This is a genomic window from Streptosporangium canum, assembly GCF_900113865.1.
GTDB classification, from domain to species: domain Bacteria; phylum Actinomycetota; class Actinomycetes; order Streptosporangiales; family Streptosporangiaceae; genus Streptosporangium; species Streptosporangium canum.
Genome location: NZ_FOQY01000001.1, coordinates 323306 through 343610, shown reverse-complemented (window position 1 = coordinate 343610; position 20305 = coordinate 323306). Strand labels below are relative to the sequence as shown.

14 protein-coding genes are annotated in these 20305 nt (G+C 71.6%); 11 read left to right on the top strand and 3 right to left on the bottom strand.

Annotated features, from left to right (window positions below; all coding sequences use genetic code 11):
• Nucleotides 1-15: 15 nt before the first annotated feature.
• From pseB to BM085_RS01390, 10 genes are all read left to right on the top strand, one after another.
• Nucleotides 16-1041: a UDP-N-acetylglucosamine 4,6-dehydratase (inverting) gene (pseB, locus tag BM085_RS01435; protein WP_245789055.1), complete on the top strand. Its 1026-nt coding sequence runs from the start codon at nucleotides 16-18 to the stop codon at nucleotides 1039-1041.
• Entirely contained in the window at nucleotides 1041-2165 is a 1125-nt protein-coding gene (locus BM085_RS01430) for a DegT/DnrJ/EryC1/StrS family aminotransferase (RefSeq protein WP_093885224.1), read from the top strand. Before pseB ends, BM085_RS01430 begins: the two co-directional genes overlap by 1 nt.
• Nucleotides 2166-2176: 11 nt before the next feature.
• Entirely contained in the window at nucleotides 2177-3010 is an 834-nt protein-coding gene (locus BM085_RS01425) for a hypothetical protein (protein ID WP_093885223.1), read from the top strand.
• 37 nt (nucleotides 3011-3047) lie between these two features.
• Nucleotides 3048-5039 carry a hypothetical protein gene (locus BM085_RS44125; protein ID WP_093885222.1) on the top strand — a complete coding sequence of 664 codons (1992 nt, stop codon included), beginning with the start codon at nucleotides 3048-3050 and terminating at the stop codon, nucleotides 5037-5039.
• 25 nt (nucleotides 5040-5064) lie between these two features.
• A complete protein-coding gene (locus BM085_RS01415; protein ID WP_177244911.1) occupies nucleotides 5065-6915 on the top strand; it encodes a glycosyltransferase family 2 protein in 1851 nt (616 codons plus the stop codon).
• A complete protein-coding gene (gene pseI / locus BM085_RS01410) occupies nucleotides 6905-7945 on the top strand; it encodes a pseudaminic acid synthase (RefSeq protein ID WP_093885220.1) in 1041 nt (346 codons plus the stop codon). Before BM085_RS01415 ends, pseI begins: the two co-directional genes overlap by 11 nt.
• Nucleotides 7946-8418: 473 nt before the next feature.
• On the top strand, nucleotides 8419-11991 hold the full coding sequence (locus BM085_RS01405; protein WP_281249801.1) for a bifunctional glycosyltransferase/CDP-glycerol:glycerophosphate glycerophosphotransferase: 3573 nt from the start codon (nucleotides 8419-8421) through the stop codon (nucleotides 11989-11991).
• A 257-nt stretch (nucleotides 11992-12248) separates the two neighbouring features.
• Nucleotides 12249-13070: a CDP-alcohol phosphatidyltransferase family protein gene (locus tag BM085_RS01400; RefSeq protein ID WP_245789053.1), complete on the top strand. Its 822-nt coding sequence runs from the start codon at nucleotides 12249-12251 to the stop codon at nucleotides 13068-13070.
• A 25-nt stretch (nucleotides 13071-13095) separates the two neighbouring features.
• The gene (locus BM085_RS01395; RefSeq protein WP_031160945.1) at nucleotides 13096-14106 is read left to right on the top strand and encodes a sulfotransferase family protein; all 1011 of its coding nucleotides are present in this window, start codon (nucleotides 13096-13098) and stop codon (nucleotides 14104-14106) included.
• 2 nt (nucleotides 14107-14108) lie between these two features.
• Nucleotides 14109-15152, top strand: coding sequence for a sulfotransferase family protein (locus BM085_RS01390; RefSeq protein WP_093885218.1), 1044 nt, complete (start codon nucleotides 14109-14111; stop codon nucleotides 15150-15152).
• A 64-nt stretch (nucleotides 15153-15216) separates the two neighbouring features.
• On the opposite strand, the gene BM085_RS01385 is transcribed toward BM085_RS01390, so the two are convergent.
• From BM085_RS01385 to BM085_RS01375, 3 genes are all read right to left on the bottom strand, one after another.
• Entirely contained in the window at nucleotides 15217-16305 is a 1089-nt protein-coding gene (locus BM085_RS01385; protein ID WP_093885217.1) for a glycosyltransferase, read from the bottom strand.
• A 7-nt stretch (nucleotides 16306-16312) separates the two neighbouring features.
• The gene (locus tag BM085_RS01380; RefSeq protein ID WP_245789052.1) at nucleotides 16313-19207 is read right to left on the bottom strand and encodes a bifunctional glycosyltransferase/CDP-glycerol:glycerophosphate glycerophosphotransferase; all 2895 of its coding nucleotides are present in this window, start codon (nucleotides 19205-19207) and stop codon (nucleotides 16313-16315) included.
• 63 nt (nucleotides 19208-19270) lie between these two features.
• Nucleotides 19271-19735, bottom strand: coding sequence for a hypothetical protein (locus BM085_RS01375; protein WP_093885216.1), 465 nt, complete (start codon nucleotides 19733-19735; stop codon nucleotides 19271-19273).
• A 180-nt stretch (nucleotides 19736-19915) separates the two neighbouring features.
• On the opposite strand from BM085_RS01375, the gene BM085_RS01370 reads away from it, so the two are divergent.
• Nucleotides 19916-20179: an RICIN domain-containing protein gene (locus BM085_RS01370; RefSeq protein ID WP_093885215.1), complete on the top strand. Its 264-nt coding sequence runs from the start codon at nucleotides 19916-19918 to the stop codon at nucleotides 20177-20179.
• Nucleotides 20180-20305 lie beyond the last annotated feature (126 nt).

The window sequence follows — 20305 nt, the reverse complement described above, 5'->3', positions numbered from 1 at the left end:
CGAGCTTGTCACTGAATGACTACCGTAAGTTACGAAAGTCTTGTATGGGGGGCTCACGTGGGGGAGCTTGAAGGGGCGTCGATCCTTGTCACCGGGGGGACGGGGTCGTTTGGAAAGGCCTTCATCCGGCATGTGCTCGACCATCACGACCCGCGGCGGGTCGTCGTCTTCTCGCGGGACGAGCTCAAGCAGTACGAGGTCAGGCAGCTGTTCGCCGACGACTCCAGGTTGCGCTGGTTCATCGGCGACGTGCGCGATCGTAGCCGCCTGACCCGTGCGATGCACGGCGTCGACCATGTGGTGCACGCGGCCGCGCTCAAGCAGGTCGACACGGCCGAATACAATCCGTTCGAATATGTCCTGACGAATGTCAGTGGTTCGCAGAACGTCGTTGAGGCGGCCATTGACTGCGGTGTCCGGAAAGTCATCGCGCTTTCCACCGACAAAGCCTCCAGCCCTATCAATCTTTATGGGGCGACCAAGCTGGTAGCGGACAAACTGCTGGTGTCGGCCAATCACTACGCTTCACACCATGTGACCCGGTTCGCCGTGGTCAGGTACGGCAACGTGATGGGCAGCCGAGGCTCGGTGATCCCCTACTTCCAGAAACTGGCGGCCGAGGACAAGAGCCTGCCGATCACCGACAAGCGGATGACCCGCTTCTGGATCACCCTGGACCAGGCCGTCCGGTTCGTGGTCGACTCCTTCGACCTGATGCAGGGCGGCGAGCTCTACGTCCCGCGCATCCCCAGCATGCGGATCATGGACCTGGCCGAGGCCGTCGCGCCGGGCGCCTCGATGCACGAGGTCGGCATCCGCCCGGGGGAGAAGCTCCACGAAGAGATGATCGCCGCCGACGACAGCCGCAGGACGATCCGGCTCGCCGCCCGCTACGTGGTCCAGCCCACCATCGCGACCTGGGGATACGTCCCTCCGCCCGGCGGCCAGAACGTCCCCGAGGGGTTCTCCTACCGCTCCGACGGCAACGACCAGTGGCTGTCGGTCGAGGGCATCCGCGAGCTGCTCGCGGTGAGGATCTGATGCTTCCGTACGGCAGGCAGTCGATCGACGAGCGCGATGTCGAAGGCGTCCTGGGCGTCCTGACCGGAGACTGGCTGACCACCGGCCCGGCCGTCGGCGCGTTCGAGGCGGAGCTCGCGGCCTGGACCGGCGGAGTGCCGTGCGTGTCCGTGACCTCGGGCACCGCGGCGTTGCACACGGCCTACGCGGCGGCCGGGATCGGCCCGGGGGACGAGGTGGTCACCTCGCCGATCACCTTCGTCGCCACCGCGGCCACGGCCGCGATGCTCGGCGCCCGTGTCGTCTTCGCCGACGTCGAGCGGGACACCGCCAATCTCGACCCGGCGGCCGTGGAGGCGGTGACCGGTCCGCGCACGCGAGCCGTCGCCGCCGTCGACTACGCCGGCCACCCGGCCGAGTACGACGCGCTGCGCGAGATCGCCGCCCGCGCCGGGGCCGTGGTCGTGGGCGACGCGGCCCATTCCGTCGGGTCGCGCTACCGCGGCCGGCCGGTCGGCGCGCTCGCGGACCTGACGACCTTCTCCTTCTTCCCGACCAAGACGATCACGACGGCCGAGGGCGGCGCCGTCGCCACGGCCGACGAGGAGCTTCTCCGGCGTGCCCGGAGATTCAGAAACCACGGGCTGGTCAAGGACCCGGCCGAGCAGCGCGAGCCGGATGAGGGCGGCTGGCACCAGGAGGTCCACGCGTTCGGCCTGAACTACCGTCTGCCCGACGTGCTCTGCGCCCTCGGCATCAGCCAGGTGCGGCGGCTGGGCGAGTTCAAGGCGCGCCGGGCCCGGCTCGTCGCGCGCTACAACGAGGCCCTCTCCGGCCTGGCCGGCCTGCGGCTGCCCGCCCGGCGCCCCCACGTGGACCCCGCCTGGCACCTGTACGCCGTGGGGGTCCTCGACGGGCGGCGGCGCGAGGTCTACGAGCGGATGCGGCAGGCGGGCATCGGGGTCCAGGTGAACTACCTGCCCGCCTACCGGCACCCCGTCTTCGCGGACATGGGCTACCGGCGCGGCATGTGCCCCGTGGCCGAGGAGTTCTACGCGCGGCAACTGTCGCTGCCCCTGTTCCCCGATCTCACCGACTCGGACCAGGACCGGGTCATCGAAGCTCTCCACGCCATTCTCGGCTGAGCGGAGAAACGATGCACCACACGAATCACTTCTACGGGCATGCCCACATCTTCGCCCGGTACTGCGGGCTGGACCGGCGGAGGCCGCCGCGTATCAACGGCTACCTCCAGCATGGATGGAACGCCCTGGACGGGTTCGGCCCCCGCGAGAAATACGTCCCGGCGACGCCGAAGTTCGTCTGGACGGACACGATGCGCCGCCGGGGCTGGGCGCGCGGGCGCCGCGACTACTACCCGATCGGCGCCCCGTGGCTCTACCTGACGCAGATGGAGCCCCCCGCCGTGCCGGAGCCGGAGCGGGAGGGCACGATCTGGTACCCCTTCCACGGCTGGGAGCGCCAGCACGTGGACGGCGACCACCGGCGGCTGATCGACGAGATCCGCGAGGTCGAGCGGGGGCCGGTCACCGTCTGCCTCTACTGGCTGGAGTTCGGCGAGCCCGAGATCCGGAGCGTCTACGAGGACGCCGGCTTCCGGGTGATCAGCCACGGAGCCCGGGGCTGGATGAAGAAGGGGACCGATCCGCGCTTCCCGCACAGGCAGCTCGCCGAGCTCCGCCGTCACCGGCGGGTGGCGTCCAACCGGTTGAGCACCGCCGTCTTCCACGGCATCGCGGCCGGATGCGAACCCGCCGTCTACGGCGATCCCATGGTCCTGGCGGAGGAGGACCCGATGCACGGCGGGGTCGCCCGCGTCCGGCGGCTGTGGCCGGAGCTGCACGGCGCGGAGGTCGATCTCGTCACCGCGCGGCAGATCGCGGCAGAGGAGCTGGGGGTCAGGTACCGGGTGTCCCCCGAGGAGATCAGAACCGTTTTCGGATGGTCGGGGGAGACCAATGATCTGTGACGACGCGGCGGCCCGAATACGTCTCCTGGGGGGAGAGATGCTTGAGTGGTCCGACGACGGACCGGGCGGATCTCCCGGAGCCGGGGTGCTCGGCGAGCTGTTGCGCCCCCTTCTCACCGGCGGCCGGGTCCTGGTGGCGGGGCCGCACCCCGCCGAGCTCCTCGACGCGGCGGCCGCCGGGGCGGGCGAGCTGAGCGTGCTGCTGCGCTCCCACTCCGACGCCTGCCGCCTGGCGGAGCACCACGAGGCCACGGTCTACTGCGGCAGCCTGGAGAAGGCGGCGTTCCCCGAGGCGTTCGACGTGGTGATCGCTCTCGACGGGGTCGAGCGCCTCACCTCCTCCGACCACGCGGCCGGCTCCTGGGCGGAGTCGCTGGGACGGCTCACCGCGATGCTCGCCCCCGGCGGAACGCTCGTGCTGGGGGTGGAGAACCCACTGGGCGTCCACCGGTTCGCCGGAGATCCCACGGAGGTCCATCAGCGCCCGGACGACGACTGGGCCGCCGTGGAGCTGGACCAGTCCCGGCCGGTGAACCTGGAGCGGCTCACGGACCTGCTGAACGGCTCCGGCCTCACGGTGGGCAGGAGCTACGCGGCGTACGGCCATGCGGCCGGGCCGCACCTGCTGCTGGACGTCTCGGTCCTGGAGGCGGCCTCGGCGCCGACGGCCCTCGCCGTGGCCGCCTGTGTCGGGGTCTTCGGCACGCCCGCGGCGGGCTACGACGCCCGGCATCTCGGGCGCATGGCGATAGCCGGCGGGCTCGGGGCCAGGGTCGCGACGCGCTGGGTGGTCATGGCGCATGCCGCCGACGGCCGCCCCGTGACCTCGCCGGTGGCGCTGACCGCCGACGCCGACGCCGCTCCCTACTGGCGGCTCTCCTGCGAGCTGGCTCCGGCGGCGCGGGGCGGGTGGGCCCGCAGGGCGCGCGGGGACCGGACGCTGCGCGTGTCAGGACGGGTGACACGGACGCCCGAGCTGCTCGACGGGCCGGTCCCCGAGGGCCGTTTCCTGGCCGAGATCCTCATGGCGGCCTGCGCGCGCAATGACGTCGTCGCGATCCGTGAGCTTCTCGGCCTCTTCGGGCGGTGGGTGGAGGGGCACGGCGCCGACGGGCGGGTGCCCGCGTCGACGGCCTTCGCCGCGGCCGACAACGTGGTCTTCGACGGCACCGGGTTCGCGATGCTCGACGCGAGCTGGCAGCTCCCCGGTGAGCTCGACCTCGACGTGGCCCTGGCCCGGATCCTGCGTCACTTCGCCGTGCGCCTGCTGGATTCGGGTCAGTGGCATCCGTGGTCCTGGCAGGTCGGGGCCGACCGGCTGACGCTGACGCTGCTGGCGATGGCGGGCGGCACGGCCGACCGGCAGACCGTACGGCGGGGCGCCGAGCTGGACGCGGAGATCGGCGCCGACCTGGACGCCGTCCTGGAGGACGGCGCCCGGGACGGGGTGCCCGGCGACGGCGGCCCGCGCGGGGACGCGCCGGAGGGAGGCGCGCCGCACGGCGAGGCCGCCGACCGGGCCGAGGCCATCCCGTACGGCGAGACGCACGCCGGGACTGTGCCGTACGGCGAGACGCAGGCCGGGAACGTGCCGGGCGGGAAGGCGCCGTACGGCGACGTGCGGGTCTGGAGTGCGCCGGGTGAGGACGGGTCGGCCGGGAACGCGTGGGATGAGGACGGTCCGCGCGCGGACGTGCCGGGCCGGGCCGGGCCGGCACGGCACGGGAGCGCGGGCGGGCCGGGGGAGTGGCGGGAGAGCTACCGGGAGCTGTACGCCGCCCGGGGGCGGCTCCGGGCGCGGCTGGAGGAGGCCCAGCAGAAGATCACGATGCTTGAGCGCGACCTGGAGACCTCCGAGGCCAAGCTGGCGAAGGCCGTCCGTGCCGCCAAGCAGGCACAGCGGCGCGACGAGAGGCCCCGGCCCCCGGAGGGCTCCCGGCTGGGGCGCATGATCACGGCTCCGGCGTCGGCTCTCCGGCCGGTACGGCGGATGTTCGGGACCGGCTCGGATGGAAGCGCCGCACGTTAGTTCGACATCTCAGGGGGTGATCCGTATGCCACGACTCAGCGTGGTTGTTCCGTACTACAACGTCGAACGGTATTTCGACGCCTGCCTGGCCTCGATCCAGGGCCAGACGCTCGGCGACCTTGAGGTCATCTGCGTGGATGACGGATCGATGGACGCCAGTGCGGTCATCGCCAAGGAGTACGCGTCACGAGACCCGCGCTTCCGGGTGGTGGTCCAGGAGAACCAGGGCCTCGGCCCGGCGAGGAACACCGGTGTGACGCACGCGTCGGGCCGCTACCTGGCCTTCGCCGACAGCGACGACATCGTCCCCCCGCGCGCCTACGAGCTGCTGGTGGACTCCCTGGAGCGGAGCGGGTCCGACCTCGCGTCGGGCAACGTGCAGCGGCTCACCTCCGAGGGGCTGGTGCAGTCCTGGGCGCACCGCAACGCCTTCAGGAAGACCCAGGTGGGCACGCACATCACCCGGAACGTGCACCTGCTGTTCGACCGGTCGGTGTGGAACAAGGTCTTCCGGCGCTCGTTCTGGGACGACCTGAGCATGGAGTTCCCCGCCCGGCTGTACGAGGACATGCCGGTGACCCTTCCCGCCCACGTGCGCGCGCGGGCCGTGGACGTGCTCTCCGAGGTCGTCTACGTCTGGCGCCTGCGTGAGGGGTCCATCACCGAGCGCCGCTTCCGCGCCGAGAACGTCACCGATCTCGTGATCTCCGTCGCGGAGACCGCGAGGTTCCTGGAGGAGCACGCCCCCGGGCTGCGCCGCGTCTACGAGCGCGACACCCTCCACAACGACCTGCGGGTGGCGGTCGAGGCGCTGGCGGCGGGCGTCGAGCCCGATCTCCTGCTGGACGCCGCCTGCTCCTACCTCGACACGGTGAACCGGAGGTCGTATCTGGAGCTGCCCGCGATCCGCAGGTTGCAGCTCCAGCTGATGCACCGGCGCATGGTCGCGGAGCTGGCCGAGGCGGTCCGGTTCGAGCGGGAGAGCATGGACGAGGCCCGCCTGCGGCGGGGCCTGCTGTCGCGGCGCAAATGGTATGCCGACTATCCCTTCCGGCGCGGCTACGGGATCCCCCGCTGGGTCTTCGACGTCTCGCGGGAGCTCACGATGGCCGGCCGGCTGGAAGGCTGGGAGTGGCGTGAGGGCCGGCTGCACGGCGAGGGCAGGGTGCGCCTGCCGGGCGTCATGGTCGGGACGGCTCCGTCCTGCGCGATCAGCCTGTGGCTGCGCGAGCGCGCGACCGGCACGGTGCTGGAGCTGCCCGTGGAACGCTACGACCTGGGGTTCGGCTTCGTCTGCGATCCCGGCACGCTTCCCGGACGGGCCGCCAAGTGGGAGGTGTGGGTCAGGCTCACCGTGGACGGCATCGTCCGGGAGGCGCGGCTGAGGGGGAACACCCCGGCGCTCGGTCCCGGTGAGACGGATGACGGGATGTGGATCCAGCCGCTCGTGGACGACAAGGGGTTCGCCGTCATCACCGTCAAGCGCCCGCGGGCGGCGGTGACCGGATGCGAGGCGTCCGAGGGCCGGCTGCGGATCCTCGGATGGCACGCCGAGCAGGAGGGCGCCGCGGGCCTCACCCTGGTGATGGGCGTCCCGGACGGTCCCGAGCGGTCCTACCCCGTCACGACCGTCCCGGCGCGGGACGGCCGGCGGGAGTTCGTCGTGGACGTGCCCGTCGAGGACCTGCGGGCCGAGGGGGAGACGGCCGTCTGGAACATGTACCTGTCCGGGATGGCCGACGGCAGGCCGCTGCGGATGCCCGTGGCCCTCCACGAGCTCCCCGGGTGGGAGCTGGACGGGTGGGAGACGCAGATGGCGCGCACATCGCGCGGAAACATGGCGCTGAGAGTCCAACGGAGTGAAGATGATCATTAATGGGCGGCCCGTCGGCGCCGATGCCCCGCCGTACGTCATCGCGGAGATGTCCGGTAACCACGACGGGGACCTCGCCAGGGCGATGAAGATCGTCGATGCGGTGGCGGCGTCGGGGGCGCACGCGCTCAAACTCCAGACCTACCGCGCGGACACGATCACCATCGACGCGGACGGGCCGTCGTTCCGGCTGTCCGAAGGGCACGACCTGTGGGGCGGCCAGCGCCTCTACGACCTCTACGAACGCGCGCACACGCCCTGGGAGTGGCATGAGCCGATCTTCGAGCGGGCCCGGTCGGCGGGGCTGACCGTCTTCTCCAGCCCCTTCGACCCGACGGCCGTGGACCTGCTGGAGAGCCTGGGGGCGCCCGCCTACAAGATCGCGTCATCGGAGATCGTGGACCTGCCGCTGATCCGCCGCGTCGCGCGGACCGGCAGGCCACTGATCATCTCGACCGGGATGGCGAGCCTGGGGGAGATGGACGCGGCGGTTCAGGCGGCCAGGGGGGCCGGCTGCGAGCACCTGATCCTGCTGGGCTGTACGGCGGCCTATCCCGCGGCGGTCTCCGACAGCAACCTGCGCAGGCTTCCCGTGCTGGCGGAGGCTTTCGGGCTGCCGGTCGGGCTGTCGGACCACACCCCGGGCATCGGCGCCGCGGTGGCCGCGGTGGCGCTCGGCGCATGCGTGATCGAGAAGCACGTGACCCTCGACAGGGCGGGCGGGGGCGTCGACGCGGCGTTCTCGCTGGAGCCGGACGAGCTGTCGGCGCTCGTCGTCGAGAGCGACCGCGCGTGGCAGGCGCTCGGCAGCGCCGTGGTCCGCCCCGTCTCCGCGGAGGACGAGGGGATGCGCTTCCGCCGGTCCCTGTACGTCGTGGCCGACGTCCGTGCCGGTGACGCGGTGTCGGAGAGCAACGTCCGCTCGATCCGCCCCGCCGGGGGGCTCCCACCGGACGCGATCACGACGGTCGCCGGCCGGACCTTTCACCGTGACACCCCGCGGGGCACTCCGCTCACCTGGGATCTGATCTGACCTTCAGCCGGAACCTGATTCCCGGCCGGAACCTGATTCCCGGCCGGGATCCGATCCTCAGCCGTGATCTGATTCCCGGCTGAGGATCCGGCCCTCAGCCGGGGGCCGATCCCTGACCGGGGCCCAGCCCTCAGCCGGGGGCCGATCCCTGACCGGGGCCCAGCCCTCAGCCGGGGGCCGATCCCTGACCGGGGGCCGGCCCTCAGCCGGGGTCCGAGCCGACCCGCTCACGGCGCCGACCCGGCGCGTCCCGAGGCCCGCAGGCCGGCCGATCCGCCGGCCTGCGGGCCTCGGCGCGTCACGGCGGCCGTGGCCGGCCCGTGCCCGCGGACAAGCCGCCGGGCTGTCCGAGGCGGTCAAGGCTCGACAACAGCCGCGTCATTTAAACGCATGGCCCGTGCGTCTATCGGACGTTCTCCTCATTCTCGATCTCATCGAGATGGAGCGTCTCCGGAACCGCTCCGGACCCTTCCATGAGGTCACTTCGGTCATTCCGGATTTCGACGACGTTGGAGGCTTACATTTTGTCGCCGCTGCTGAGCGTTATCGTCCCTTTCTTTAACGTGGAACCTTATTTCGAGTGCTGCCTGGCGTCGGTCGCCAGGCAGACGCTCCGCGATCTGGAGGTCATCTGCGTGGATGACGGATCGCTCGACGGCAGCGCTGTCATCGCCAAGGAGTTCGCCGGGAAGGACCGCCGCTTCCGGGTGGTCCACCAGGAGAACGCCGGGCTGGGAGCGGCCAGGAACGCCGGTGCGCTCCATGCGACCGGCCAGTATCTGTGCTTCCTGGACAGCGACGACGTGCTGCCCGCCGACGCCTATGAACTGCTGGTCTCCGCGCTCTCCGAATCGGGCTCGGATTTCGCGTGCGGTAACGTCCTCTATCTCAATTCGACCGAGACCTGGCGGTCCGGCCTGCACTCCCGGCCTTTCAGGGAGACCGTCCGGCGGACCCATGTGAACGCGCGTCCCGAACTGCTCCTGGACCGCACGGCATGGAACAAGGTATTCCGTCATGATTTCTACCGGGAGCACGGTTTCAGCTTTCCCGGGGGACTTTACGAGGACGCGCCCGTCACCCTCCCGGCCCATGTGCTGGCGCGCTCGGTCGACGTGCTCAGCGACGTGGTCTATTACTGGCGGCAGCGGGAGCCGGGGGACCCGTCGATCACGCAGAGCCGGACCGAGCCCGGCAACCTGGAGGACCGGATCGCGTCGATCACGCGGGTCCGGGATTTCCTGGCCGCTCACGCGTCCCCCGCGCTCCAGCGCCAGTTCGACGAACTCGTCCTCCGCAGCGACCTCACCCTCTACGTCAACGCGGCGCTGGACGCCGGCGAGGACTACCGCGGACGCCTGGTGGACAACGCCGGCTCGCTCGTCGAGCGCATGGACCCCGACATCCTGTCCGCACTCCCCTGGGAGCAGCGCCTGGTGTTCGAGCTGCTGAGACGCCGGCAGGCGGACGACTTCGTCGAGGTGCTGGCCGACCGGCGGGAGGGCGCCTTCCACGGTCTGACGCGCCGGGTGTTCGGCTGGTACGCCGACCACCCGATGATGCACGGGGGGGTGCTGCCCCGGAAGGTCTTCCGCGCGGGCGACGGCGACTTCACCCTGGTCTGCCGGGTCGACCAGCTCGACTGGGAGGACGGCGACCGCCTCCGCGTGACCGGTCGCGCCCACATCAAGGGCATCGGCCTGCCGGCGGAGGACTCGTCGGAGATCACGATGACGCTGCGCAACACCCGGACCCAGCGCGTGGTCGAGCTGCCGGTCCGGCGGCGCTTCCGCCCGGACGTGACCGCTGCCTCCAGCCGCGACACGACCTGCTACGACTGGTCGGGCTTCGAGGTCGACATCGATCTCGCCGTGCTGGCCGGGGCCGTCCGGAAGGCCAGGTGGCGGCTGGAGGTCGAGGTCGTCGCGCAGGACGTACGGCGGTCCGGCCCGCTGACCGCCACCACCGGCAGCGACGTCCGCCGGCTCCCCGGCATCCCGGTCACCCCTCAGATCAGCCTGTACGTGGAGGTGAACCCCGACGACGAGGTCCTGTTCAAGGTCCAGCGGGTCCACACCGTGGCGGAGCCCCGGCCGGCCGGGGAGGGCATGATCGAGGTGTCGGGCTGGACGGTCTCCGACGTCCCGGCCGACGTGAGCGGGACGCTGCTGGCACGGCTGCGCCGGGGCGGCAGGGAACTGAGCTTCCCCGCGTCCTGCGTGCCCCTCGGCGGCGGCCGGGTCGGGTTCAGCGCCCGCCTTCCCGTCGCGGAACTGCTCCCGGCCGACCTGCCGGCCGGCGTCACCACCGGCGACACGACCGGCCCGCAGATCGACCCCGACCCCAGGTGGGACCTGTTCGTCGTCGTGGGCGGCGGCAAGCTCCGCAGGCTGACGGCCGGCCTCGCGGCCGTCGAGGAGTACGTGACCGTGGAGGACGGCCGTGAGGTCGGTGTGGTCGCGCCCAGGCTCGGCGCCCTCTGCGCGGTGGTCCGCCCCGTCCGGCCGACGGTGACCGACGTCTGGCAGGGGGCGGGCGACAGCCTGCACCTGGCGGGACGGCGCGCCGGGGTGATGGGCCCGCAGGCCCGGCTCGTCCTGCGGAAGGCGGGCGGCGGCGAGACGCATCACGTGCCGCTGGAGCAGGAGGGGGAGCGGTTCTCCTGCGTGCTCCCGCTGACCCGGTTCGAGCTGTACGGCGAGCACATGCCGCTCGCCGACGGCCGGTGGGAGGTCCTCGTCGAGTCCGGGGCGGACCTGTCTCCCGTCCGGGCGGCCAGGAGCCTGCTCGCCGATCCGCCCCCCGTGCAGACGGCCGGAATGCAGACGGTCCGGGTGCGGACCCACCGCTCGAACGGCGTCGCCATCGACGTCCAGCCGGCGCTCGGCGCCGACCGGGGGGCCCACGCCCAGCGGCGTCTCATGGAGCGGGACTACCCGGCCTTCATGAAGGAGCCGCTCCGGGAGCTCGTGGTGTTCGACTCCTGGCGGGGGCGGCGCTACTCCGACGGCCCGCGTGCGATATACGAGGAGCTGCGGCGCAGGGGTGACGGCCGGGAGTGCGTGTGGATCTCCGCCGACGGCCGGCTGCGGCCCCCCGGGGACGCGCGGGTCGTGCTGCGCGACAGCCGGGACCACTACGAGGTGCTGGCCCGCGCCGGCCATGTCTTCTCCAACGAGCGGGCGCCGGGCTGGTTCACCGGGCGTGAGGGCCAGCTCTACGTGCAGACGGGACAGGGCACCCCGCTCAAGCGGATCGGCCACGACATCGCCGACGGCCGTTTCGGCAGCGGAGCCGACCACCGGCGGCGGCTCGCGCGGGAGGTGGCGAGGTGGGATCTGCTGGTCTCGCCCAGCTCCTTCGGCACCTCGATCCTGCCGGACGCGTTCCGGTACGGCGGGCCCGTCCTGGAGGCCGGACGTCCCCGGAACGACCTGCTGCACCGGCCCGGGAGCCGGCAGGAGGCCGAGCGGGTGCGAACGGCCCTGGGACTCTCCCCGGACAGGCGCGTGGTGCTGTACGCGCCGACCTGGCGGGACGACCAGGTCCTTCCGGGAGGCAGGTACCACCTGGACATCCGGCTGGACTTCGACCGGGCGCTCCAGGCGCTCGGCGACGACCACGTCTTCCTCCTGCGGGGCCATCCGCACACGTCCGAGGCGCCGAAGCCTGCCTGCCGGGTCCGGGGGGTGGTCGACGTCACCGGGTATCCGGACGTCACGGACCTGCTGCTCGTCGCCGACGTCCTCGTCACCGACTACTCGTCGCTCATGTTCGACTATGCCGGCACCGGCCGTCCGATGATCTTCTTTACCTACGATCTGGAGCACTACCGCGACCGGGTGCGCGGCTTCTACCTCGATCCGGCCGGGCACGCTCCGGGACCCCTGCTGACGACCTCCGACGAGGTGATCGACGCGCTGGCCGGTCTCGACGGGATCGTCACCGCCTACGCCTCCGCGTACGGCGGCTTCAGGGACCGTTTCTGCCGGCTGGACGACGGGCGGGCCGCCGCCCGCGTCGTCGACCACGTCTTCGGGAGCTGACCCGCGCCGGCCCCCCGGCATCCACCGGGGCCGCCGCCCGTGGCGCCTGCCGTACGGCCGGGGGCCTCTCTGGACGGCTGCCAGATGGTCTTGCGGGTTTTCACCGGAAATAACGGCAGTCGCCGGGGCGTACCGGCGGGAGTCTCACAGGTGGCGGAACCCCTGACTGACGCTGCTGGTCAAGAACCGGTATGGAGATTCTCTCTTGGCTCCCGAGTGTCAGCCTTCGATCACGCAGGGTGGTCATGCTGGAAGGCATGAGGGCCTATTCGTTGAACGACGTTCACGCGACCCGCAAACGAAGAGACTCCTGGTGGACGGTTTTCGTGGTCGATCCGGTGGCGTGCAGGCTCACACTGCTCGTCGCCAACCACACAGCCATCACGCCCAACGGGCTCACGCGTCTGTCGCTGGTTCTCGGCATGGTGTCGGCGGTCTGCTTCGCGTTCGGACAGCTCGTGGCGGGGGCCGCGCTGTTCTACGTGAGCTTCATGGTCGACTGCATGGACGGGAAGATCGCACGGCTGAAGGAGACCGGGACCGCGTTCGGCCTGTGGCTCGACTACGTGGGCGACCGGATCCGGGTGGTCTGCTGTGCGATCGGGCTGGCGTTCGGGCAGTACATGGCGACGGGGGACGTCGCCTACGTCATGCTCGGCGCCGGGGTCGCCGTCCTCGACCTGTTCCGCTACGTCAACGCGCCGCAGATGAAGCGCGTCCGCGAGGTGGTCAGAGAGAACAGGCCGGAACCCCCGGCGAAGATCGGGCCGGTGCCGCCCCGTGAGCCCAGGGATCCACTGGTGCCCAGGGCGCCCCGGTCGCTCACCCTGCGGCGCAGGCTCAGCCGGTTCCTCACCCGCCACCGGGTGCGGACGCACCTGATCAGCGGCATCGAGTTCCACGCGGCGGTGTTCGTGGTCGCCCCGCTGATCGGGGTGGCGGCGCTGCTGCCCGTCTCGATCGTGGCAGGAGCGCTGCTCCTGCTCAACGAGGTCTTTCTGATCTACCGAATGTGGCTGTTCACCCGGGCCGCGCCCGCCGCGCCGCGCTCGGAGAACGCGCAGCGCGTACCTGTTTGATCGTCTTCTACGGGGGTTCGTTGTCATGCAGTCCGACCGACCGATCTTTGTGATCGGCTGCCCACGCTCAGGCACCACCATGTTGCAGCTCATGCTGCATTCGCATCCGCGCATCGCGGTGCCTCCGGAGACACGCTTCCTGGTGCCCGGCTACTACCGCAGGTTCGTCTTCGGCGACCTGCGTGAGCAGGGGAACCGGCGCAGGCTGGGCCGATGGATCGTGAGCGACAAGGACACCAAGTTCAAGGAGCTCAAGCTCGACGGGGAAGAGCTGATCGAGAACATCGCCGCCGGCCCGCCGACGCTGGGCTCGGCGATGGGCATCACCTTCCGCTCCTACGCCGAGCAGCACAGCAAGTCCCGCTGGGGCGACAAGCGGCCGAGCTACTTCCACCACGTGGACCTCCTGCTGCGGCTCTTCCCGGACGCCCAGTTCGTCCACCTGATCAGGGACGGCCGTGACTGCGTGGCGTCGCTGAAGGAGATGCCCTGGTACACCAAGGACGTCTTCCACGCGGTGACCAACTGGGCCGAGGCGATCGACTACGGCCGCAGGCACGCCAAGAACCTCCCGGCCGACAGCTACTACGAGCTGCGCTACGAGGACCTGACGGCCTACCCGGAGACCGAGCTCGGCAAGCTGTGCGACTTCCTCGGCGAGGACTACGACCCGGCGATGAGCGAGCCGCAGCACGTGGCCCGGGTGGCGATCCCGGAGCACAAGGTCTGGCACCAGAACACCCACGGCGACGTGACCACCGCCCGGTCCGGCTCGTGGAAGTCCAGGCTGGAGCCGTGGGAGGTGTCGGTCTGCGAGACCGTGCTGGCCGAGCGGCTCACCGCCAACGGCTACGAGCTGAGCGGCGCCCCCAAGGCGGCCAAGGAGCATGTCGAGGCGTGCGAGAACGCGGCGTCCAAGCGGCGCTGGGCCCGCCGGCGCAAGGAGTTCCGGGACCGCCTGAACCGGTTCCGCGAGCCGAGTCCGGTGGCCGCGCAGCTCACCACCCGGCAGCTGGGCGAGCTGGCGAAGGTCTGACCATGCAATCGGATCGACCGATCTTCATCGTTGGCTGTCCCCGCTCGGGGACGACGATGCTGCAGCTCATGACGCACGCCCACCCCCGCATCGCGATCCCTCCGGAGACCCGGTTCATGGTCGCCGCCTACCAGCGACGGCTGCATTTCGGCGATCTGAACGATCCGGCACACAGGCGCGAGCTGGCGGAGTGGGTGGTCAACCGCCGCCAGTCGCGCTTCCACGACCTGGGCCTGGAGGGCGAGGAGGTCGTCGAGCAGATCGTCGCCGGGCCGTCGACGCTCGGCTCGGCGCTGGGCATCGTGCTCCGCGCCTACGCGGCCCGGCACGGCAAGCCGCGCTGGGGTGACAAGCGGCCGTCGTACTTCCAGCACATCGACGTGCTGCTGCGGCTCTTCCCCGACGCCCAGTTCGTCCACCTGATCAGGGACGGCCGTGACTGCGTGGCGTCGCTGAAGGAGATGCCCTGGTACAGCGGGAGCGTCTACAGCGCGGTCGCCGCCTGGGCCGAGGCGATCGACTTCGCCCGGCACGGCGCGCCGAAGCTCCCCGAGGGCAGCTACCACGAACTGCGCTACGAGGATCTGACGACGGACCCCGAGGCGCACCTGCGCAGGCTGTGCGATTTCCTCGGGGAGGACTTCGACCCGGTCATGTGCGAGCCGAAGCTGGTGGCCGACATCGCCTGCCCCGCGCACAAGTCCTGGCATTCGCGTACGCACGAGGACGTGACCACCTCGCGGTCGGGCTCGTGGACGGAGCGGCTCGACCCCTGGGAGATCTCGCTGTGCGAGAGCGTCCTCGGCGACCGGCTGGAGACCTACGGCTACGAGCTCAGCGGCGCGCCGAAGACGGAGACCTCGCGGATGGTCGCCTACGAGCGGACCGCGGCCAAGCGGAAGCTGGCCCGGTTCAAGCGGGTGGCCTTCGACCGGCTGACACGGCTCCGCGAGCCGAACCCGCTGGGCGCCCGGCTCACCACCGGGCAGCTCGTGCTGGCCGGGGTGCCCCTGCCGCGCAACGAGCCCGTCAAGGTCGACAACTGACCCGCTCGGCCGTGGAATCCCCGACGGCCGCCCGGCCGGGCACGGATTCTCCCCGGGCCGGCGGTCAACGGCTGACCTGCTCGAACAGAGCCTCCCACCGGTCCACGACCCGCTCCGGCCGGAACGACTCGACGTGCGCGCGAGCGGCGGCGCCCAGCCGCCGCCGCTCCTCCACGGAGGCCATCAGCGCGGCCAGGGCCGCGGCGAAGGCCGGCACGTCGGCCGGCGGCGCCAGCAGGCCGGTCTCCCGGTGGAGGATCAGCGACCGCACCCCGCCCGACACGTCGAAGGCCACCGAGGGCACGCCGTAGGAGGCGGCCTCGCCGAGCACCAGTGGCAGCCCCTCGTGCTCGCTGGCCAGCCCCAGCAGCGACCCGCGCAGGTACTCGCGGCCCATCTCGGCGGCGGGCACCGCGCCGCGGAACACCACCCGGTCCGCCGCCCCGCACGCCCGCGCGTGCGAGCGGAGCCGCTCCAGCTCCTCCCCCTCGCCGATCAGGTGCAGCTCCCAGTCCTCGCCCGCGGTACGGCCGGCCTCCGCGAAGGCCGAGATCAACCGGTCGAACCGCTTGACCCCCTCCAGCCTGCCGACCCCGAGCATCCGGTGGCCGGTCAGCTCGGCGGTCCGCGACGGCCAGGTGGGCAGCGGGTTCGGGATGGCCCAGGTGTTGGGCAGCAGCGCGTGCTCGGAGAACAGCCGGGCGTCGTCCTCGCTGAGGAACACCGCCTTCTCCAGCTCGCCGTAGCGGCCCCGGACCGAGCCGAGGTGCCAGGAGCCCCGCGCGTGCTCGTAGGACCCGTGGTACTGCCCGATCGGGAGCAGGCGCTCCGGGAGCAGGGGCGCGATCCGGGTCACCACGCCCGGCGAGGCGAGGACGGCGAAGCCCGCCCCCAGCTCCCGGAACAGCCCGGCGAGCCTGCGGCGCTCCCGGAGCACGCCCAGCCGGGAGAGCCTGCCGACCGGCGTGCGGTGGATCACGTGGTGCCGGTAGCCGGGCCGGTCCACGTAGCGGAACGGGCTCTCGGCCCGGTGCAGCCCGACCACGTGCACGTCGTGTCCTCGTTCGGCCAGGCCCTGCGCCACGGTGTGGGTGACCCGCTGCGTCCCGCCGAGCGTGTCGGCGTCCATGCAGGCGAACATCACGCAACTCATCCGCCGCTCACCTCGGTCTTTCCGGCGGGGAGAGCCGGACGAGCCGGTCCGGCGGGAAAAGCCGGAACCGCCGTCCCGGCAGGGAGAGCCGGATGAGCCATCCCCGCAGGGAGAGCCGGACCGGTGACCGCTCCGGCCGGGGCAGCCGGATCGGCCGCCGCGCGGTGAAGGGCGGGACGGCCGGCGCCCCGGCCGGGGGCCGCGCCGGGCCGAAGAAGGCGTCCACCACCTTCGCCGAGGCGTGGCCCTTCTCGTCGGCGCACCACGTCCTGCGGAACTCGATGTATCTGGCGGCGAACGACGCGGCCACGTCGTCGAGGTCGCGCAGCGCGCCGATCAGCTCCTCCGTGGTGGTCAGGCAGGGGCCGGGGGCGATCGACGGCAGGTCGTGGTAGACGCCCCGCTCGACACGCCGGTACTCCTCCCAGTCGTCGATCAGGAACAGCATCGGCCGGCCGGTGATCGCGTAGTCGCACATCAGCGAGGAGTAGTCGGTCAGCAGCGCGTCCGAGGCCAGTATCAGGTCGTTGACCTCGGGGTAGTTCCCGGCCGGGCGGACGAAGTGGCGCAGGTGCTGGGGGACCCGGTAGCGCTCGACCGGATGGGGGCGCAGGATCACCACCCACTCGTCGGCCAGCGCCTCGGCCATCATGTCCAGATCGGCGCGGATCGACCGCCCCGAGAACCTGGCCTGGTCCCGGTAGGTGGGGGCGTACAGCAGCACCCTGCGCCCCGGCGGGAGCTCCAGGCTGTCCCTGGCCCGCCGTACCGCCTCGTCGTCGCCGTGGACGAGCACGTCGCACCGGGGCGAGCCGTACCGCAGCACCGGCCCCTCGTACCCGTGGGAGGGCAGGAAGACCCGTTCGAACTCGGCGCTCGGCGAGACCAGCGCGTCCCAGCGCGCCACCGCCGCCCGCCACTGCTCGCGCGGCCCGGGGAAGTCGGCCCGCAGGTCCGGTGAGTCGAAGCCGACCGACTTGATGCCCTGGCCGTGCCAGGTCTGCAGGTAGCGGGTCCGGGCCGGTTTGGGGTAGGCCAGCGGCATGCCGTGGCTGTCCACCCAGTAGCCCGCCCTGGCCATGGTCCACAGGTGGCGCCAGCTCATCCGCCGCACCAGCCTGGCGTCCCCGGGGAAGTTCCGCCTGGCCCTGGTGACGGACCAGACCATGTCGAGGGGCGCCCGCCGCCGCCTGAGCTCCTCGTAGACGTAGCGCGGGTTGCCGGTGTATCCGGCGCCGACGTCGGACTCGAACAGCGCCAGGTCCCGGCGGGGCGGCACGACCTTGATCAGGCCCTTGTAGACGCGGAGCTTCACGTCCGCCCGGCCCACCCGCCGGATCACCTTGCGGGCGATCCGGCCCAGCCGGGGCACCGGCCGGAGCAGGCCCCCGCGCCGCCACTGCACCCGGAGGAACGCGGCCGTCCCCTCCGCCCGGACCGTGACCCGGTGCCCGGGGACGGCGGCGGTGAACGGCCCGGCGGACGGGTCGACGAGCAGCCGGTCGGTGGTGACCCGGCCGTCGGCGCGGACGATCCCGACCAGCGGGTCGTGGTGGCCGCCGAAGCCCAGGGGGCCGTGTCCGAACGCGGCGAGGTCGACGGTCGCCTCGCTCAGATGGCTGCCGTCGTCCTGCTCGCGCGGTGCCAGCGGCACCCGGTGGTCCTTGAGCTGCAAGAACGCGGTCCAGCCCGGGTTGGCGGCGAGCACCCCGAACGGGTCGTAGGTCCTGATCGTCAGCGTGACCCGGGTGCCCTCACCGGTGAAGGCTGCCTCGTGGCGGAGCCGGGCCGCGGTGAAGGGCAGCTCGGCCATCCGGAGCGAGGTGATGTCCATCTTCTCGGCGGGGGCGGTGCCCCAGTAGGTCCGGCCGTCCTGCCGTACGGCGTGCCGCGGGGCGGCCTGCGGCCCGTTCAGGGACCGGGCGGCCACCACGAGCTCGTCGGTCCGGCCGTCGAGGATCAGGCCGCAGCAGACCCGGGCGACCGGCTCGATCAGCCCGAAGGCCTCGGGGGCGATCTCCGCCAGGTAGGGCCGGACCAGCGAGGAGAACTCCTCGGCCCACGCCGGGTCACGCGAGGGCAGCGGGTTCAGGTAGACCCGCAGGTCCTGGCGGAGGAAGCGGAGCTGGCGCGCGGGCAGCAGGTGGGCGAGGCCGTTGCCGCGCAGGATGTCGTCGCTCAGCCGGGCCGCCCTGATCCGGTGCCGGACGTTGTCCATCTCCTTGATGCTCAGCGAGATCGACAGCCGTTCCTCGTTCTTCTCCAGGGCCCGGTGCCAGAGGTAGACGACCCACGGGACCACGGCGAACCGCCGCGCGGCGCAGAGGAGTTCGGTGGTGAAGACGTGGTCCTCGTAGTACAGGTCCTCCCGGAAGGGCAGCCGTCGCAGCAGCTCGGCCGGGTAGAGCTTGTTGGTGCTGAAGGAGTCGAGGAACAGCTCGGGCTCCTGCGCGATCCCCTCGACGGTCCTGCGCCTGGCGTACAGGCCGGGGTAGTAGCGCTGGGTCCTGCCGCTCCACTCGTACAGCCGGGAGATCTGCCCGGTGACGAAGTCGGCGCCGGTCCGCTCGATCTCCAGCACCATGCTCTTGCAGGCGTGCCTGGTCAGCCGGTCGTCGCTGTCGAGGAACATGACGTACGGCGCGCGGGCCGCCGCCACCCCGCTGTTGCGCGGCGCGCCGCAGCCGCCGCTGTTGACGTCGGCGCGCAGGTAGCGGATCCGGGGGTCCTCCCGCTGGAGCTCCCGCACGACCCGTTCGGTGTCGTCCGTGCTCGCGTCGTCCGAGATGATCACCTCGATGTTCCGCAGAGACTGGCCGAGCACGGACCGTACGGCCCTGGGCAGCCGCACGGCGTCGTTGTAGGTGATGACGACCACGCTGCAGTCCGGTGGGTTGATCACATTATGAGGTGTTCCCGTGACTAAGAGTGGTTCCGTCTGGCTTGTGAACTGTTGGAGCTGTTTTTACTGGTTCCCGGCCGGCGGCCCCCCGCTGACCGGGTTCTCGTCCAGGGCCAGGCCGATGACCTCCTCGGTGTGGACGCCGTGCGCGAAGGCGGCCATGTGGGCCCAGGCGCCGAGGAGGGCCGCGGCCATGGCCCGCATCGTCGTGGCGGTGTGGGCGTCGCCGATCTCGCCGCCCCGCCGGAACCGGTCCCGCGCCTGCGTCAGCAGCCGCTGAGCCTCGGCGAGCTGCCGCTCGCGACCGGCGAACGTCGTCATCCCGGCGGGAAGGCCGGCGGGAAGGCCGGCGGCCGGCCGCGTATCACCGACGCGCGCCCTGGCGCGGCGCACCAGGGCGTCGAAGCGGTGCAGGTCGACCGCTCCGATCGCCACGGGAGCGCCGTCGTGCAGCACCTTGAGCGGCCCTAGGACCCCGAACTCGAAACCCGGCCCCGGCGGGGGGCTCTTCCGCTGCGCATCCGCCACGTCACGCTATGTTACTTATCCTTGGCGTTCGGTCACCTGTCGATGACACTGCGTGAGTGATAAGTGACCGTAAGGTGACCGGCGCGACAGCGGCTCCTGACACCGTTTCCCCTGCCGGACACTCCGTTGCCCGGCACTCCGCGCCATTCCGGTAAGTGCGACAGAAGGAACGAGGTCCAGATGCGAAGGCTCACAGCACGTCACCGCTTCGCGCGCATCACCGCCGCCACCGCCGTCTCGGCGCTGACCCTCCTCACCACGGGCACCGCCCTGGGGGACACGGGGCCCGCGCGCGCAGACGACGTCGACGTGACGGTCCGCAACGAGATCCTTCCGGACAAGTGCCTGTCCGCGGACCCGGCCACCCTCGGAAACCCCGCCACCGAGATCCATCTGCTGGAGTGCAGCGGCGGGGCCGGGCAGAAGTGGTCACTCAGCGACTGACCCACTCCCGCCGGGCCGTGGATCGGTGACGGCCTCCGAGACCGTGCGGCCGACGTACCGCCCCTCCCCCCCTCCGGCGGTCTCGGACTCCGGCGACGTCCGGGGAGAGGCCCTGGCCCGTACGGG

Excerpts from the sequence above, each read along its gene's own strand:
- BM085_RS01415 (WP_177244911.1), top strand. The coding sequence starts at position 5,065 with ATGCCACGACTCAGCGTGGTTGTTCCGTACTACAACGTCGAACGGTAT.
- BM085_RS01395 (WP_031160945.1), top strand. The coding sequence starts at position 13,096 with ATGCAGTCCGACCGACCGATCTTTGTGATCGGCTGCCCACGCTCAGGC.
- BM085_RS01400 (WP_245789053.1), top strand. The coding sequence starts at position 12,249 with ATGAGGGCCTATTCGTTGAACGACGTTCACGCGACCCGCAAACGAAGA.
- BM085_RS01425 (WP_093885223.1), top strand. The coding sequence starts at position 2,177 with ATGCACCACACGAATCACTTCTACGGGCATGCCCACATCTTCGCCCGG.
- BM085_RS01405 (WP_281249801.1), top strand. The coding sequence starts at position 8,419 with ATGAGGTCACTTCGGTCATTCCGGATTTCGACGACGTTGGAGGCTTAC.
- pseB (WP_245789055.1), top strand. The coding sequence starts at position 16 with ATGACTACCGTAAGTTACGAAAGTCTTGTATGGGGGGCTCACGTGGGG.
- BM085_RS01430 (WP_093885224.1), top strand. The coding sequence starts at position 1,041 with ATGCTTCCGTACGGCAGGCAGTCGATCGACGAGCGCGATGTCGAAGGC.
- BM085_RS01390 (WP_093885218.1), top strand. The coding sequence starts at position 14,109 with ATGCAATCGGATCGACCGATCTTCATCGTTGGCTGTCCCCGCTCGGGG.
- pseI (WP_093885220.1), top strand. The coding sequence starts at position 6,905 with ATGATCATTAATGGGCGGCCCGTCGGCGCCGATGCCCCGCCGTACGTC.
- BM085_RS01370 (WP_093885215.1), top strand. The coding sequence starts at position 19,916 with ATGCGAAGGCTCACAGCACGTCACCGCTTCGCGCGCATCACCGCCGCC.
- BM085_RS44125 (WP_093885222.1), top strand. The coding sequence starts at position 3,048 with ATGCTTGAGTGGTCCGACGACGGACCGGGCGGATCTCCCGGAGCCGGG.
- BM085_RS01385 (WP_093885217.1), bottom strand. The coding sequence starts at position 16,305 with ATGAGTTGCGTGATGTTCGCCTGCATGGACGCCGACACGCTCGGCGGG.